Origin of the sequence: Geobacillus sp. GHH01, assembly GCF_000336445.1 — a bacterium.
Classification (GTDB): Bacteria; Bacillota; Bacilli; order Bacillales; family Anoxybacillaceae; genus Geobacillus; species Geobacillus zalihae.
The window spans coordinates 1,266,580-1,283,501 of sequence record NC_020210.1 but is presented as its reverse complement, the minus strand read 5'-3'; the positions used below and the strand labels follow the sequence as shown (position 1 = coordinate 1,283,501).

The window sequence follows — 16,922 nt, the reverse complement described above, 5'->3', positions numbered from 1 at the left end:
TCATCATGCACACCACTTGTTCATGGAGGTGCGACCTTGTTTTTCGGTCATACCTGCATGGTCATGCATCATTCACTCCCCCATCATCCCCACCACTTCGCGAAACACGGCCGATGGCTGCCTGCGGAGCAGGTCGGCGGGGATTGTTTTGTGCTTTGCGCCGTTTGTGATGATGAGTCGGCCGCTTTCCAGGCGGATGGACACGTTTTTGACGCGGTACGCGATGATCTTGGACGCCTGATCCAAGTAGCGGGCGTCAAGGTCGAAGCGGATGCGGTCGGACAGCCGCCGCAGTATGCGCCAAAGGGCGATTTCCTCGCTTGATTTCATGAACAGTTCCGGCAGTTCTTTCGCCTGTTTGAGCGTGTTGAGCGTCGTCATCGCATAGACGGCGACGCCGTAGCCGACGGGACGGATGACGTGCTGGAGAAAGTGCCAGCTTTCGACTTCAAAGCGAACGTATTCGTCATCACTTCGTTTCGGCAGTTCGGCGACGGCCGAGCGTTTGACGATGTTCACGGCAGTGATTTTGCCAAAGCACGTGACCCCGTTTTGCGGGGCGGCTCCTTGTTTCGGGTAAAGGGCGATGTAGCGCGCATTTTGCCAGCCTTTTTTCAGCTGCTTCACCGGGATATGGTAGAAGCGGTGTTTTCGGTAGACTTCGTAATGCCGCGCGCTTGGAACCATGCCGACAAGCACATGCTCGTCGAACGCCGACCGCCATTCTTCGATGATCCCTTGCGGAAGGATGCCTTCTTGTTGCAGTTCTTCGGGATTCTTTTCAATCAGCCGCTCGATGAACTGCTCGACGAGGCGGGTGGCGTTTGGCAAAAACGGCAGGCCGCCGATGTTGACGTCGTTGATGCTTTTGTACAGCGGGTGCGCTTGGTAGCTGTCCTCGTCATGCCACGGGAACAGCACGTAGGCGCCAAAGGCGGTGCGCTCGTATGGGCCGCCGCGGCGGGCGACAAGGGAATCGCGGTAGCGGTGCATCGTGTTGATGTCGTCTTCCATCGGGCCCGGCATTCCGTACCGTTTTTCATACGCGCTGCCGGAAACGGCGAAATCGAGGCGGTATTTGGCGTCGAAAATGGTAGTTGAACTCACATTTCACACCTTAACAAGGTCAAAACAAAGGATTTTTTATTTAGTTTTTCAGAATAACTTTTTGGTCAACACGACGAGCGATGGTAATCCTTTTTTTACCATCGCTCGTCGTTCCGTATAACGTTACACGTAGATGCTCTCATCCATGCCCAATCCCTGCAGAATCCTTCGCTGATCCGGGTTGAGGGAGAGATCCAGTGAGCGTTGGATGCGTCCATCCGGCAGCTTGAGCAGGACGACGTTCACATATTGAAACAGCTGAAAAATTGCCTGCCCCGTCGGCCGGGTCAGCTTGCGGCCTCCAGGACCCTTCAAACGGGTGTTCTGGTGTAATGAACTGACGCACCCGGCGCTGAAAAACGCGGTAAATGGCCAAGGCCAACAGAAACAAATAGCCTAATACCGCCACTCGTTCTGATTTTTTGACGTAAATCTCATCCGTGAAAAACGGATCTTTCAAAAACGCGAAGTTCATTTCCACCGAGATTTGCCCTTTATACAGCTTCAAGATCTCTTGGGCATCCATTTGTTGGCCCTTCCATTCCTTCGGAACGGTCGTGACAAGGACAAAGCGGGACGCTCTTTCCGTCTCGCCTGTTCCCGCGTATTTTGGTCGAACTCGACGTCAAGGAGCAAGAGATCCAGCCTCTTCATCGACGATGGGCGCAAAAAATCCTCCCGATTTTCGTCGGGAGGGTGCAAAAAGTGAGTGATTAAGCTTTTCCTTGCATCCTACAAAATTTAGTAAATAGTCGCCTCCCTGCATAATACCCCATTGCCCCAATATAAATGGGAATCATAAAGACAACAGACGGATAAAAAGGAAGCGACGTAACCATTGCAATTCCTAAAACAACTGTCCAACCCCACTTCACTCCCCATCTTCTCTCAAAATAAGAAACAAACACTTCTGTCACTGCGCATATAAGAAAAATAGCCAATGCCGCAAACGGTAAAATGGCAATGACAAAGGCAAAATCACTAAACAAAGAGAGAGAAAACGTGAACATGACAAACGCCCACAAAACCTCTACAAAAAATTTTTTCACTCATACTATCCCCTTATTATATAAATATAAAGTTGCAATCTTGCTTTACATGGCATTGTTTGCCCTTCTTGTCAACGTGCCCGCTTGTCAGGTGATAAAAACGGGACATCAATATCGAAAATTCTTTATTTAAATGCAAAATTACTTGCCCACTGCGATTTTTTTATTGGGGTACCAAGGAAATAAATAATTGACATTTGTACCTGCAACATCAGGATCAAATTGATACAGAGTTTTCCACGTTCCCCCGTTATCTGATCTATAAATTTCATGCCAAGGATACTGATCATGGCTACCACTAATATAAGTAACTCCACTCTTTTGAATATTTAAACTATAACTGTAATCAATATTTGGTGGAGCCCCCATGTAAAATGGTAATCCAACAGAATGAGAAATTTGAAACTGTGCTTCGCCCGGTGTAATCCATTCCTTTACAGCCGTTATACCTGATGTCCCAGCATTTTGCCTTGCCAATTCATTTGAACCGCATGTGCCATTATCGTTTTTATTATAACGGATAGAATCTCTTGTATATTTTGAAAATCCATAGGACCCATCCCGCCAATAAATCGAAAGATCAATTCGAGTACGATATGTGCTAGCAGACGCGGAAAAATTACGATTATCTCCTCCATAGCAGTAACCGTCTGGCGCAGATATTTTAGCCGGCTTAATGAATGTGGTATTGCGATAAGAAGTTACGGGGTCAACTGCAAATGTTGAGAATGACTTAGAGAATTCCTGAAAATGCGTATTACGCTTATCAATTACTTGCTTCAAAGGGATTAGGATAACATGATTTTTTTCATCTTCAACTACTTTGCCTTTTGCTTCGTCAAATTTTTTTACTTTTTCGATTCCTTCAATGGTATACATATATTCTCGACCAAAAGACACATTAAAGTCTTTAAACTCACTCTGTGAAACAATCATTATTGGCTCACCATCACGGTAAACTGTATAATTTTGAATATGTGGTATATCTGACCAATCAATTTTTATCATTCTTTCGTTCAAAAACATATCTACCTTCACACTATCATTCGATAGAGGATGTAATGTGTTTGTAATAATATTCATTTTAGTCAATAAACGATCGTCTTTATCAAATGCAGCTAAAACATACTCATACATTTCACCCATTACTAGGTTTTTGTGAATAAACTCCCTTTCATTTCCCTCATACAAAACTGCTCCATTTTTATCATATAAAACATATTTCTTAGCATTAGAAATTTGTTTCCAGGTTAAACGCAAGCTATCCTTGTGTTTTTCAATTGAATACACCTCAATATAATCCGAGAAACCGTTAGTAACAGTGCCAAGAGATAATAATAAAATAATAATGGTTGCTAACGAAATCGTTTTCTTCATAAAAGAAATCCCACTCCAATCTCATTTCGGGATATCATCCAAGCGACTGAGCGGTTCCTAGAGCATATCCATGAGCGTCTGGAGGAATTGTTGCAATGTTTAGAGTTTGTAATGAATGGAAAGTTCACTCTTGGTGTTGCATGTATATGAGGGCAGGTAAACGTCGCAGCATCTTTCACATTGGTTGAGGGATCATCGCTTGTTCGAATTCCAAATCAACTTCCCGTAAATGAACAATGAACATCCCTTGTTCAATGGTCCCAACTTATTAAACAAGCCAAACCATTATTACAGCTATCCCCTTTGTCGAACTATAATTTTTCCGCTCATGAAAATACACCTCCTCTAATGCTTTTTAACAATTATATTTTCCAAAAAAAAAAGTCAAGAAGAATCGCTACTAAAAATTCAACATTACTCGACAAACAAGTTGAACCCGTGGTGCTAGATAAAACTCAGACAAGTATAAAAATAGCCCTTGCTGGCAGATCTCCTGTAGAATGAAAGTGTGACCCATCATTCGAAAGGAGGAATCCCCCATGCAAGAGCACTTTCATTTTACTACAGATCCAACCAAACTGCCAAAACAATATGCCGCCATTTTCTGTTTTGTTTCTGCCCAACTGTCGTTGATTCAAATGTATCTTCATCGTCGCAATCGTCACTTGGATCAAAACGTTTGCTTCCGTAAAAGCGATATTCATAAACGCCCAGAGGAAATGCTACAATGCTTGAGGTGTGCAATGTCATCGCAAAGTTGACTTTTCAAGGTTCATTTTCTGGTCGCACCCCTCCCCCATCATCCCCACCACTTCGCGAAACACGGCCGACGGCTGCCTGCGGAGCAGGTCGGCGGGGATTGTTTTGTGCTTTGCGCCGTTTGTGATGATGAGACGGCCGCTTTCCAGGCGGATGGACACGTTTTTGACGCGGTATGCGGTGATTTTGGACGCCTGATCCAAGTAGCGGGCGTCAAGGTCGAAGCGGATGCGGTCGGACAGCCGCCGCAGGATGCGCCAAAGGGCGATTTCGTCGCTTGATTTCATGAACAGTTCGGGCAGTTCTTTCGCCTGCTTGAGCGTGTTGAGCGTCGTCATCGCATAAACGGCGATGCCGTAGCCGACAGGGCGAATGACGTGTTGGAGAAAGTTCCAGCTTTCGACTTCGAAGCGAACGTATTCGTCATCGCTTCGTTTTGGCAGTTCGGCGATGGCCGAGCGTTTGACGATGTTCACAGCGGTGATTTTGCCAAAGCACGTGACCCCGTTTTGCGGGGCGGCTCCTTGTTTCGGGTAAAGAGCGATGTAGCGCGCGTTTTGCCAGCCTTTTTTCAGCTGCTTGACTGGGATGTGGTAGAAGCGGTGCTTCACGTAGGCTTCGTAATGCCGCGCGCTTGGCACCATGCCGACAAGCACATGCTCGTCGAACGCCGACCGCCATTCTTCGATGATCCCTTGCGGCAGGATGCCTTCTTGTTGCAGTTCTTCAGGATTGTTTTCGATCAACCGCTCGATGAACTGCTCGACGAGGCGGGTGGCGTTCGGCAAAAACGGCAGGCCGCCGATGTTGACGTCGTTGATGCTTTTGTACAGCGGGTGCGCTTGGTAGCTGTCTTCGTCATGCCACGGGAACAGCACGTAGGCGCCAAAGGCGGTGCGCTCGTACGGGCCGCCGCGGCGGGCGACAAGGGAATCACGGTAGCGGTGCATCGTGTTGATGTCGTCTTCCATCGGGCCCGGCATTCCGTACCGTTTTTCGTATGAGCTGCCGGAAACGGCGAAATCAAGGCGGTATTTGGCGTCGAAAATGTAGTTGAACGTATAGTCTTTTCCCTTCTTTTCAATCGCCAAAACCGTGTCGGGCATTTGCGGGACGGTCGGCAGCCTCCCTTCGTACAGCTGGTACGTGAGCGTGATTCGCTCGCCCGTGTGCGGATGTTCGTACACTTGCTTGGCGGAGCGGGTTTTGTCGAGATGGACGAACAATCCCAAGCGGTTCACTTGGATGACGTTTTGACTGATGAGTCTGTATTTTTTCCCGAGAAGCTGCCCGAGTTTTAGAAACGTCCAGTACTCGTACAGCGTCGCCACGTCTTTGACGGACATTCGGTACAGCGTTCCCTGCAAGGCGAGGCCGCGGGTGATGAGGAGAAACAGCTGATAAGCGTCGCGGTATCCAGGCGCCATTTGCAGGACGAGGCTCGCAACAGAGCGGTCAAGCCGCCCGATCGGCCGCCAAAAGGAGTGGCGGAGACGGGTTTCGAGGGCGCGGATCATCGATTGGATGCGCTCCAGCAAATCCGGATCCGGTTCTGTTTCGTACCGCTTTTGTTTCCCTTGCACGTGTTCGAACAAATCGCGCAGCTTCTCGGCAAGGCGCGTCATCATCCATTTGACGAACCGGTTTTCGAGCGTGTCGTACGTCAGTTCTTGTTTCGCTTTGAGCCCCGATTGCGGCATGACGGTTCGACTTCCAATGTCGATGCCGCGTTTGACATCGCGGAACACATGCGGCCGCTTGCGCAAATCGTTTCTTCCTGCCGCATCCAAACGGCCGAGCTGGTCGCCGCGCACCCTCACATGGACGGTCGACAGTTGATGGTGCGGCTGCCGCTCGATATGGCGAATGGCCTGCAAAAAATCGCCGATATGCGCCTCCATAAGCCGGAAAAACTCGCTTCGGGACGGCGCGCCGTCCCTCTTCGCCTTCGCTCGCTGGTACGTGCGCTTGATGAAGTGAAAGGCCAAGTTGTAGATTTCTTCGCTTACTTCGTCAAGAAGGATTTGGTAGTCTTGTTTATATGTCAGCTTCGTCGGAAAAATTTCGATCGTCACGTCCAAAATGGAACGGCTGCCGTCGCGGATTTCAAATGTCGACAGCCCGACTTCATTCGGGAAGTGAAGATTTCCCATCAACACCGCCTGTCCGCCGATGTCAACACGGCTGATGGCGTTTCTCAGCGCTGGCGACTCATGGTAAAAGGAGAGCACTCGGTCGGTTTTCGGAACGACAAGCAGCTGATAGACGCCGTTTTCAAAGAAAATCGGGCGGTGGCCGCCCGACCAGTCGACAAGCGCCCCCGCGTCAACGTCGAACAGTTTGACGTCGAGCACCCCTTCGCCGCTCGCGAAAAACTCCATCGTCTCGTGGAAATCGAGGCGGCGGTACTGCTGAAGCCCTTCGTATTGTTCGTGGTACGGCTTTCCTTTGATTACGAGCGTGAGATGGTTCGTTTCGATATGGACGAGCTCATAGTCGTCACGCCCCAAGCCAGAACGAAGTGAAGCCATCGTCCTCTAACCTCCGCAGCATGCGCCAAATTTTCTCCGCGCTTTTTGGATAGCGGGCGTACGACACATCAAGCGCACCGCTGTAGTCCCCGTCCGGTTCAAAGCCGGCGCAAAGGACAAACAGTGCTTTGAGCGCCCGCTCGAGCCGCGCGTCGCTTCCTGAAAGGCGCGGCAACATTTTTTGCATGAGGCAATAGTCGAACGCCTTGTCAAATTCCATCAGCTTTCCTTCTTCGTTGTAAGCAAGGTAGAAGCAAATTTCGTCGCGGACGCGGTAGCCGATGTGCGCCCCGAGCGGCTCAAGGATGCGGTTGATGTCCACGAGCTGTTTCGTCGCGTCTTCTACCAGCTTTGGATAATCGGCATATACATCTTTCAAATGCAAATACCGCGCCGCGAACAGCTCCTGCCCGACAGGTTGGGGTGCAACGGTCGGCACATCGCGCAAAAAGTCGAGATGGTCGAGACGGACACGGTTGAACTCGATCGTGTTCGCGCGGTCGAGCACTTTTTTGCTGAAGGGATGGGTCGTCTCGTCCATGTTGACCGTGCCGATGATGTAGACGTTCGGTGGGAGAAAAAGGTCGCGCCCCGCCATTTCTCTCGGCAGCAGCCGCGACGACGTGATGTGCCCATTTTCCCAGCGGCGGCTTTCCATGACGCTCAGCACATCGCTGAAGTAATGCTCGACGCGGGCGAGGTTCATCTCGTCCAACACGACGAAATACGGTTTGTCGGGATGGTTCTCGGCTTCGATGATGACGTTCGCAAGCGGCCCAGGCTTGAACTCGCCTTTAATGTCGACATAGCCAAGCAAATCGGAGCCGTCGTTCCAGTCCGGGCGGACGGGGATCAAGGCGAAGCGGCCGTTGTCTTCCGTGGCGCCGACGCTCTCGGCGAGCCATTGAACGATTTTCGTTTTCCCCGTTCCGGAAATGCCGGATAAGATGACAAACGGTTTCGTTTTTAATGAAAGAAAGAGGTTGGCCACTTCCTCTTTTGTGTAATAAAAACCTTTGGCGGATATGTATGAATGAATATGCTCAACCGCCTCCCGATAGGAAAAGGCCTGCTCGGGCGGTGTCATTGGTTCTGTTCGCTCTACATACTGTCGGTAATAATCGATCATCGTTTCGAGGTCGCGCGCGAGTTGTTCATCGGATGGCATATCCCCAAACGAATAGGCGATATACGCCGCCACCGACCGTTCGTAGTCTTTCGCCCGTTTGCTTTCGCCAAGACGGATGTCATCATCGGTCCGCACGCGCTCTTCGGCAGGAATGAGTTGGCGGATGCCGCGCTTCACCCGCTCCATTTCGTCTTTCGGCGTCTCCGTCACTCCTTGGGCAAGCGTCAAATAGAGACGGCGCATATCTTCGCTGAACAAGTAGACGATATAATAGCCGCGCTGCGTCGAATCCGTCACTTCTTGGTCCATCACCGCCACCCACGGCACGTCGGTCCAATTCCCTTGACCGACCGACCCTTTCACCATATACCGGTCAGGCAGCAGAAACGGCAGCGCTTTCAACACCTCTGGAATCGCCCGCGTCACTAACTGAAACGTCCGCCGCTCTTTCGACAGTTTTTCCTGCTTGTCTTGCTCGTAGATGGCCATCACTTCACGGAACAGATCGTGCAATGACATTGGAAATAGCTCCTCCGTGTAGAATTTTCATTCTTCTTTTCTATTTTTCTTCTATTCTACTAAAAAATCAGCTCTCTTAACTAGTAGGAGAGCCGCTTTTTCGAGCATTCACGGAGGAGAAGCGCGTTGAAGGGACACATTCGTCTTGGTGATATCTCTCTTTCATCTCCCCAAACGCCCGATCGGGTTGGGCGGCGATGAATATGGCGGGAGGCAAGGAAAAGCTCCTCATCGTAAGGGAGACAGAAACGCCTACGAGAAGATTCAAACCTCCATCGCACGGTTTAAGAAAGCGTGTGCATAGAAGAGCAAAAGATGTTTATGCTACACTAGGGATGAGAAATTCCGGCGCCGTTTTTCGGCGAATCGTTTGGAGGCGGCATTAGGCCGCAAGCGGATTTGTCAATATGGTTCAAGGGAGGAATGGAACGATGAGATCCCCCGCCCTATTTCTCGCTCACGGTTCGCCGATATTGGCGATCGAGGACAATGCGTACACGGCGTTTTTGGGCAAACTCGGGGAAGGAATTCGCCCGCAGGCGGTCGTCGTCTTTACCGCGCATTGGATGACGCGCCAACCGACGGTTTCGGCGGTTAAGGGAACGTATGACATGATTTATGATTTTTCCGGGTTTCCGCGCGAGCTGTATGAAGTGGTTTATCTGGCGCGCGGGTCGGTCGAGTGGGCGGAGCGCGTGCGCAGCCATTTGGCGGGCGTAACGGCGGAAGTGGCGGTTGATTCCACGCGCGGGCTGGATCACGGTTCTTGGGTGTTGTTGCACCGTCTATTTCCCAACGCTGACATCCCAGTCGTGCAAGCGTCGGTCGTGCCGTGGTGGACGCCAAAACAATTGTTCCAGCTCGGGGAAGCGCTGCGCCCGCTGCGGGATGAGGGCGTGATGATCATCGGCAGCGGCGGGACGGTGCACAATTTGATGGCGCTCCGTTGGGAAGGTCACGCTGAAGCGGACGCGTGGGCCATGGCGTTTGATGATTGGCTCCTCAGCCAATCCGCCGCCCATAGTGAAGAGGTGTTCGAGTATGAGAACAAAGCGCCGTACGCCAAGCAAGCTGTGCCCACACCCGAACACCTCGCGCCGTATTGGATCGCCTACGGGGCAGGCGATCGCGGCGGGGCGCCGCGCGTGTTGTTCCGTGAATACCAACACGGAAACTTAAGCCTAATGGCCGTGACATTTTAAAAGGAAAACCCGCTCCCCCGTTTCAACGCATGGGGGCGGGCTGTTTCCTAGGCCGAAAGCAACGCTGTTACTTCCCGCAGCACTTTTTATACTTTTTCCCGCTGCCGCACGGACATGGGTCGTTGCGGCCGATTTTTCGCTCTTTTCGGCGGTATGGGATGTTGGTCGGCCGCGGAGGTGTTTGCAGCACGGCTTGAAAATGGCGATACCGCTGCTCGGCAATGGCTTTCCACGTTTCCAACTTCGGGTGATCGATCTCTAGAATCGTATAATAGGCGTACGCGTTCTGTTCGACATCAATCATCCAAGAACGCCCTCGTTTTTCCGCTCTTTTTACATACTGCTCTACTTCTGGGAACGCCTCTTTATCCAGCTGATGGCAAAGTGCCTCAAAGCAAAATGCTTGGAGGTCATCATCGCGCTGCTTGGAAAAGACTTCTCGCAATACACGCACGGCCTGTTTAGATTTGATGTTGGCGAGCACATGAATAGCGGACAGCGCCGTGTCTTCCTGAAACGCATATGGGCGCACCGCTTCGATCGTTTCTTCACGTTGGAACATCGATAAGGTGGAAACGGCTTGATCAACAAGCACATCTCCGTCTTGTTGTTCCAACAGTCGGGCGAGGCGGGGAATATATTCAGCGGCGCCGATGAGCGAGATCGCATACACCGCCAAAATGCCGTCATACGAAAACCAAGGCTGTTGCTCGTTTTTCATCCATGTCAGACCGATATCTTCCTTCGTCATCCATCCGCGTTCAACGAGAATGCGCACGGCTTGTTTGGCTACTAAAAACCAATCGTGATTGTGAAACTCTTCCTCGTGCAAATGCGAAAGCACTGAAAAATAGTGTTCCCATACGTCATCTTCCGTTCCTTCTAAAGCAAGGCGGACGGCTCGCTGCCAAGACCGCGGGAAGTGAGGGAGCAGCTGTTCTCCGTATTTTTCGAGCTGGGCGGCTGGAAACGGGAAAAACCAACGGATGTACTTCGTTGCGTCTTTCATGGTCAACAACTGCTCAAGCGCTCGGTCGGTCAACGGCTGTTTGGAGATGCCGTACAAAATCATCCTCCGTGTTTCTTCGTTGTCCGCCGTTACAGCCTCATCCACCAAACGCTCCACAAGCGCGGCTGGAATATCCGGATACTCTTCGATTGCGTCAAACGCAAACTGGCGGAGGACAGGATGGTCGCTAAACAAATGCGGCTCGATTGTTTGAATAAAGGACATGATCACACCTTCTTTTTTTCTGAAATTTCACCCCGTCGCTGACAGAATATCGACATTCAACCTCCTTGCGACGGGTTTGCGGGTTCTTCCTTCATACATGGAACACAAGCAGCGGCCGATGCGATGGAAATGGGCAGCCAATGGAGCTCTTGGTCATTTCAAACATCACAGCATCTCCTCCTCTATCATCATAGACAAAATCCGCTTGATTTGAAACCGTTTTTCCTTCTCGCAAACTCGCTTGTTTGATATACTAGAAGTGGAAGGAGGTGAAGAGGGTGGAAGAAAAAACGATATTGGCGCAAATTTTGCAAGTGCTTGATTTGTACGCGGCGGATATGCGCAAGCAGTTCGAAGCGCTCCATGAGAAATTCGACTCGCTCCAACGCCAAGTCCAAGCGTTGAATGAAAAAACGGATGAAATGGACAAGCGCATCGAGGAGATGGATGGACGGTTTGAGCGGCAGATCGCCCAGTTGGAGCGCACCGTGAACGAACGGTTCGAACGGCTCGAAGCGAAACTCGGCCACATCCGCGTCGAACTAGTTGAAACACAAGAAACGGTCGACTTCCACTCCGTCAAAATCGCCCAGCACGATCGAAAAATCCGCCATTTGCTTCACGCTCGATAAATCCTCCACTGCCATCATGCCCCCGCCCTGATGGAAGGGCGGGGGCGTTCGCATCAAGAAAGCTCTCGGGCAAGGTCGGCCGCCAAGGCGGCGTTGTTTTTCACTAAGGCGATGTTTGCTTTTAAGCTTTTCCCTTCGGTTAACGTTTTCACACGGTCAAGCAAAAACGGGGTGACCGCTTTGCCGGTGATGTGCTTTTCTTCTGCTTCCTTGAGCGCTTGTTCGATGATGGCGGTGATATACGACTCCTCGAGCTCCTCTTCTTTTGGGACGGGATTGGCGATCACAACACCGCCGTTTAACCCAAGCTTCCATTTCGTTTCGAGGAACTGGGCGATCTCTTCCACGCTGTCGAGGCGATAGTCGACGCGAAACGGGCTCGTCCGCGAATAGAACGCCGGCAGGACGTCCGTCTGATAGCCGATGACCGGAACGCCGTGCGTCTCGAGGTATTCAAGCGTCAAGCCTAAATCCAAAATCGATTTCGCCCCGGCGCAGACGACCGCGACGTTGGTGCGCGAGAGTTCCTGCAAGTCAGCCGAGATGTCCATCGTCTGTTCGGCACCGCGGTGCACGCCGCCGATGCCGCCGGTCGCAAACACGCGGATGCCCGCCATCTGGGCGCAAATCATCGTCCCCGCCACGGTCGTCGCCCCGTGTTTCTTCATGGCGACGACATACGGCAAGTCGCGGCGGCTCACTTTTTCAATATCGCGGCTTGTACCTAACTGTTCAAGTTCGTCTTCAGTCAATCCAATTTTGATGTTTCCGTTTAAAATGGCGATCGTCGCCGGCACAGCGCCGCGGTCGCGGATGATCCGTTCGACGTCTTTCGCCGTCTGCACGTTTTCCGGATACGGCATGCCGTGCGAGATGATCGTTGATTCCAAGGCGACGATCGGTTTTTGTTCTGCTTTAGCTTGAGCGACTTCTTCGGAAAAGACGAGAAAATCATGCATATCACTTCGTTCTCCCTTCGCAAAAATACCGCGCATAGGCGGCTTGCAACAGGTGTTCATTCAAAGCGGGATGCACCGTTTCGGCCGTTTGCAGCGTAAGCGCCGCGCTGCTCATCCCAAAGCGGCAGGCGTCTTCCACCGTATGTCCGCCTAAGACGCCGTACAAAAATCCAGCCGCAAAGGCGTCGCCCGCTCCGGTGGCGTCGGTGACCTCAACCTTCGGCGCCGCAATCGCTTCTGTTTCCCCTTGCTTGGTGGCGTACGCGACGCCGTTTGCGCCGCGCGTGATGACAACATTCTGGGCGCCGGCGTGAAGGATCGCTTTCATGATGTCGCCCGTATGCCCATCTTTTCCCACAAATGCCTTCGCCTCCGCTTCATTCGTGACAAACCACGTCACACCAGACAAATCGCTGGGCAATCGCTTCACTTTTGGAACCGACACCGTCACAACACAAAGCGGGATGTCCTCTTGGCGGCATTGTGCAATCACCGAACGAATGACAGCCTTCGGGAAATTCGTGTCAAGCACGACCGCAGAAATCGGACCGAGCCGAGTCCATTGCTGCTTTAGCCATTCTTCCCCCACTGTATCATAAATGGCCATATCCGCCAAGGCGAGAACCATCTCGCCGCGTTCATCGAGCACCGCTGTATACGTCCCGGTGTTCGCTTTTGGCGTTCGCACGATGAAGCTCGTATTGACATATCGGCTCGTCACGTCAACGAGCCACTGTCCATCGCGATCATCGCCAACGGTGCTGACGAGCGAAACAGATTGAGCAAGCCGCCCTAAGTTTTCGGCGATGTTTCTCGCCACCCCGCCCGCGGTTTGCGTCGTGGTGACGGGATGAGACGTGCCGAGCCGAAACGAAGTGAGCAACCGCGCCTTTCGGTCGACGTTCGCCCCGCCAATGCAGACGATCGAGGCCGCTTGCCGCATGCCTTTTCCCTCCTCTCCCAATGAACACCGCTGTCCTCCTTCCGCTCTCCCAAAACAAGGAAAACGATTTCAAACAAGCAGGCAGCTGCTCTTGTCGAAGCCTCACTGCCCATTGTACCATATGCCGTCCTGCATAAAGAAAGCACCCCGCCAAAACGACGGGATGCCGACTTTCGGACATTTAGTTTTTGTACGCGCAATACGGACGCAGTTTGACGCCGATCAGGCTGCCGAGGAAAGCAAAGACAAACCATGCCCAGCCGTGGGCGCTGAACGAGGCAATGCCGCCGAAATACGCGCCGATATTGCAGCCGAACGCCAGCCGGGCGCCGTATCCCATCATCAGCCCGCCGATCAGCGCACCGATCGTCATGCGCGTCGGACGCTTCCATTGCACGGGCTTCGTATAGCGGCCCGCGAGCGCTGCCGCCAATAAGGCGCCGACCATCAAGCTGATGTCCATCACGGTCGTTGTATCGTAGTAGAGGGGATTTGCGAGCGCCTGCCGTTTCGCTTCATCTTGCCAGTACGCCCAAGCGGTCGGATCGACGCCAAATAGCTGCACGAACTTCGCTCCCCAAAGGGCGAAGGCGGATGTAATGCCCCACGGCTTGCCGCTAATCATCAGCACAAGCGCGTTCGTTACAGCCAAGAGCAACGCCCCGACCAGAAGCGACCATGGCCCTTTGTAAATCGCTTTCCAGCCATGACGGTTCTCAAGCGATGTAGCAACGAGTTGGCCATAGCGCCGTTTTTCCACCACGGTCACCACATAGTAGACCGCTGCCAACAAAACCAACTGAAGCAAAAACCCTCCCAAGGGGCCGAACTCGCCAATGAACGAGAACGGCTTCCATTGCGGCATCTTCGCCCACACGTCAAAGTGGGTCGTCGCAATGACGGAGCCAGCGATGAACCCGATGAGCGTCACGATGCCGTTCGCATCGCCCCCGCCGATATGGTACAACGTCCCGGACGCGCAGCCGTCGCCAAGCTGCATGCCGATGCCAAACAGGAAGGCGCCGACGATGACTGATACCCCCACGCCAAATACATACCCTGACACCGGGTGGCCGAGCGCTGAGCCTTTCACGAGCAGCGGCAAAAACAACGCGCTGGCTGCCGCCATCATGATCATCTGTGCCCGAATGCCTTCCCCTTGGCGGTATAGAATAAACTTTCGCCATGCGGATGTAAAGCCAAAATGCGCCTGGTACAATACAAATCCACCAAACGCTCCCAGCACATACAAAAGCGCCTGTTGCCAGGAAACACGGCTATATAAGAACAACGTTCCACCGATCAATATGAGGCAGGAAACAGCAATAATCCACGCAGTCGGATGTTTCGGGGCGTTCGCTGCTTGTTTCGCGCGAACGTCTCGTTGTTGTGCGGTCATTTCCACGATGCGTTCCCCCTTTTGTTTTGGTTGATGAACGTATTCTATAATACTATAAAACCAATTGATTTGCTACGATTTAAACTAAAAAGTTTCAATGTTGCGGCCGGTCGGGTATAATAGCAGACGAACATTTTCTTCGGAAGGAGATGACCATGTGGAACGAGTTTAAAAAATTCGCCGTCCGCGGCAATGTCATCGACTTGGCCGTCGGGGTCATTATCGGCGGGGCATTTGGCAAAATCGTGTCTTCGCTCGTCAATGACATCATCATGCCGCTCGTCGGCTTATTGTTGGGAGGCATCAATTTCAGCGGCCTGTCGTGGAAAGTCGGCAAAGCGGAAGTGAAATATGGGGCGTTTATCCAAACGGTCGTCGACTTTTTGATCATCGCGTTTTCGATTTTCCTGTTTGTGAAATTGATCAACACGCTGTATGAACGGGTGAAAAAGCAGGAAGAGGTGAAGGAAACCGCGCCGACGCTGACGAAAGAGGAGGAGCTATTGACAGAGATTCGCGATTTGTTAAAGCAGCAGCGGGAAACGCTGTGAAAGCCTGTCTCGGAGGTGGACAGGCTTTCATGGCGCTGAAACTTCTCAATCGGGTTGATGGAATGGCGGCGAACCTGAAAATCGCAGCCACCCCATCGATGTCCGTTTTCATCGAAGCGCCGCGCTCCCGTCAAAGCAGCCAATATGCGAGCGGCGCGGTGAGGATGAGCGTCAAGACGGTGCGTTCGAACCAGATGACCAGCAGCCTCGGCAAGCTGAGCGGAATTTCTGTAGATAAAATGCATGGAATGACAGCGGAAAAGAATAGGATCGCCGAGACGGATACAACAGCAATAATGAATTTTGTGACAAGCGGAGCTTCGGTGACAAGCAAAGCGGGCAAAAACATTTCCGCGATTTCAATGGCCGAAGCTTTCGCAGCCAACAGCGGTTCAGGGATTTGCAACAGAAGGGTGAATGGGTAGAACAGGTAGCCCAACCAGTCAAACAACGGCGTATATTCAGCGAGCAACAGCCCGATCAGTCCGACTGACATAATGGACGGCAAAATGCCCATCGTCATGATGAAGCCATCTCGCAAGTTCTCCCATATGTTTGTCCCAATCCCTTTTGACTGTCCTACCGCTTTCATCGCCTCGGACCAAGCTTGCTTCATATAGCTTCCCGTCACTTTTTGTTCGGGATCTCCTTTGCCATCGTAATACTCGTCGCTCATGCGGCTCAGCGGCCAAAGCCGGGCGGTAAGCGCTGTGACGGCAAACGTCACGAGAAAGGTCACCCAAAAATACGTGTTCCAGATTGGCATGAGCCCCAATGTTTTCGCGACAACAACCATGAACGTCACCGATACGGTGGAAAAGCCGGTAGCGATGATCGCTGCTTCTTTCACGGTGTATTTGCCTTCTTTGAACACTTTATTGGTGATCAATAGACCGATCGAGTAGCTGCCGACAAAGGAGGCGACGGCGTCGATCGCCGAACGGCCCGGCGTTTTCCAAATCGGACGCATGATGGGCTGCATCCATACGCCGACAAATTCTAAAAGCCCGTAGCCAACGAGCATGGCGAGAAAGACGGAGCCAATCGGCACAAGAAGTCCGACGGAAATGACGAGCTTGTCATATAAGAACGGGCCCATATTCGGCTGAAACAACCATGACGGACCGATGCGAAACACCAACATGACAGCCACGATCAATCCAAGTACTTTGAGAATGGAAAAAACAGCGGTGACAATGTCTTTGTTCCACGTCTTATTATAGAATGGATAAACCGCTCCAAGGGCAATAACCATAAGTGCATAATACGGAACGAGTCCTGGAAAATGCTCGCGAATCCATGTCACAATATGATCGAGCAAAATCGATGATGTGCCGCCGATGGACACCGGGACGAAAAATACGAAAATGCCGATGGCGCTAAAGACGAAAAACTTCCATGCCCCGCTGGCCGGCGTTGGCGTCGGCACGGATGGCGCTATATTTGTATCCGCTTTCATCTTTCTCCACCCCCATTGTCCTTTTTACCCCAACTTGCGCGGCCGGAAGCATAGCCGCTTCCGGTCGCCAAA

The 16,922-nt window shown here is 51.9% G+C and carries 13 protein-coding genes and 2 pseudogenes; 4 read left to right on the top strand and 11 right to left on the bottom strand.

Annotated elements, in window-relative coordinates; all coding sequences use genetic code 11:
- Nucleotides 1-72 precede the first annotated feature (72 nt).
- From GHH_RS06475 to GHH_RS06460, 4 genes and pseudogenes are all read right to left on the bottom strand, one after another.
- Nucleotides 73-1,107 (bottom strand): nuclease domain-containing protein, encoded by a 1,035-nt coding sequence (locus GHH_RS06475; RefSeq protein WP_015374510.1) that lies wholly within the window; start codon nucleotides 1,105-1,107, stop codon nucleotides 73-75.
- 123 nt (nucleotides 1,108-1,230) lie between these two features.
- Nucleotides 1,231-1,746: pseudogene (locus GHH_RS18800) on the bottom strand (transposase); the annotation flags it as partial.
- A 74-nt stretch (nucleotides 1,747-1,820) separates the two neighbouring features.
- Nucleotides 1,821-2,156: a hypothetical protein gene (locus tag GHH_RS06465; protein WP_015374508.1), complete on the bottom strand. Its 336-nt coding sequence runs from the start codon at nucleotides 2,154-2,156 to the stop codon at nucleotides 1,821-1,823.
- 141 nt (nucleotides 2,157-2,297) lie between these two features.
- Nucleotides 2,298-3,533: a DUF3238 domain-containing protein gene (locus GHH_RS06460; protein WP_015374507.1), complete on the bottom strand. Its 1,236-nt coding sequence runs from the start codon at nucleotides 3,531-3,533 to the stop codon at nucleotides 2,298-2,300.
- Between the two features lie 539 nt (nucleotides 3,534-4,072).
- Between GHH_RS06460 and GHH_RS18795 the strand changes: the two are divergent.
- Nucleotides 4,073-4,201, top strand: a pseudogene (locus tag GHH_RS18795) (IS982 family transposase); the annotation flags it as partial.
- 78 nt (nucleotides 4,202-4,279) lie between these two features.
- On the opposite strand, the gene GHH_RS06455 reads toward GHH_RS18795, so the two are convergent.
- A complete protein-coding gene (locus GHH_RS06455) occupies nucleotides 4,280-6,823 on the bottom strand; it encodes a restriction endonuclease-like protein (RefSeq protein WP_015374505.1) in 2,544 nt (847 codons plus the stop codon).
- Nucleotides 6,792-8,471: an MrcB family domain-containing protein gene (locus GHH_RS06450; RefSeq protein WP_015374504.1), complete on the bottom strand. Its 1,680-nt coding sequence runs from the start codon at nucleotides 8,469-8,471 to the stop codon at nucleotides 6,792-6,794. The genes GHH_RS06455 and GHH_RS06450 overlap by 32 nt, the downstream gene beginning before the upstream one ends.
- A gap of 431 nt (nucleotides 8,472-8,902) precedes the next feature.
- Between GHH_RS06450 and GHH_RS06445 the strand changes: the two genes are divergently transcribed.
- Nucleotides 8,903-9,673, top strand: a complete 771-nt coding sequence (locus tag GHH_RS06445) for a class III extradiol ring-cleavage dioxygenase (protein ID WP_015374503.1) — start codon at nucleotides 8,903-8,905, stop codon at nucleotides 9,671-9,673.
- 67 nt (nucleotides 9,674-9,740) lie between these two features.
- On the opposite strand, the gene GHH_RS06440 is transcribed toward GHH_RS06445, so the two are convergent.
- Entirely contained in the window at nucleotides 9,741-10,907 is a 1,167-nt protein-coding gene (locus GHH_RS06440) for a HEAT repeat domain-containing protein (RefSeq protein WP_015374502.1), read from the bottom strand.
- Nucleotides 10,908-11,185: 278 nt separating this feature from the next.
- Between GHH_RS06440 and GHH_RS06435 the strand changes: the two genes are divergently transcribed.
- Entirely contained in the window at nucleotides 11,186-11,539 is a 354-nt protein-coding gene (locus GHH_RS06435; RefSeq protein ID WP_011230871.1) for a hypothetical protein, read from the top strand.
- Nucleotides 11,540-11,592: 53 nt separating this feature from the next.
- Here GHH_RS06435 and GHH_RS06430 read toward each other — a convergent pair whose 3' ends face one another.
- From GHH_RS06430 to GHH_RS06420, 3 genes are all read right to left on the bottom strand, one after another.
- On the bottom strand, nucleotides 11,593-12,498 hold the full coding sequence (locus GHH_RS06430) for a pseudouridine-5'-phosphate glycosidase (RefSeq protein ID WP_015374501.1): 906 nt from the start codon (nucleotides 12,496-12,498) through the stop codon (nucleotides 11,593-11,595).
- Nucleotide 12,499: 1 nt separating this feature from the next.
- A complete protein-coding gene (locus GHH_RS06425; protein WP_015374500.1) occupies nucleotides 12,500-13,441 on the bottom strand; it encodes a carbohydrate kinase family protein in 942 nt (313 codons plus the stop codon).
- A gap of 181 nt (nucleotides 13,442-13,622) precedes the next feature.
- On the bottom strand, nucleotides 13,623-14,846 hold the full coding sequence (locus GHH_RS06420) for a YeeE/YedE family protein (RefSeq protein ID WP_015374499.1): 1,224 nt from the start codon (nucleotides 14,844-14,846) through the stop codon (nucleotides 13,623-13,625).
- Between the two features lie 149 nt (nucleotides 14,847-14,995).
- Here GHH_RS06420 and mscL point away from each other — a divergent pair, with 149 nt between their 5' ends.
- Entirely contained in the window at nucleotides 14,996-15,391 is a 396-nt protein-coding gene (gene mscL / locus GHH_RS06415) for a large conductance mechanosensitive channel protein MscL (RefSeq protein WP_015374498.1), read from the top strand.
- A 130-nt stretch (nucleotides 15,392-15,521) separates the two neighbouring features.
- Here the strand turns inward: mscL and GHH_RS06410 are convergent, their stop codons facing one another.
- Complete coding sequence (locus GHH_RS06410; RefSeq protein ID WP_015374497.1) at nucleotides 15,522-16,850, bottom strand: YjiH family protein; 1,329 nt, start codon at nucleotides 16,848-16,850, stop codon at nucleotides 15,522-15,524.
- Nucleotides 16,851-16,922: the final 72 nt, after the last annotated feature.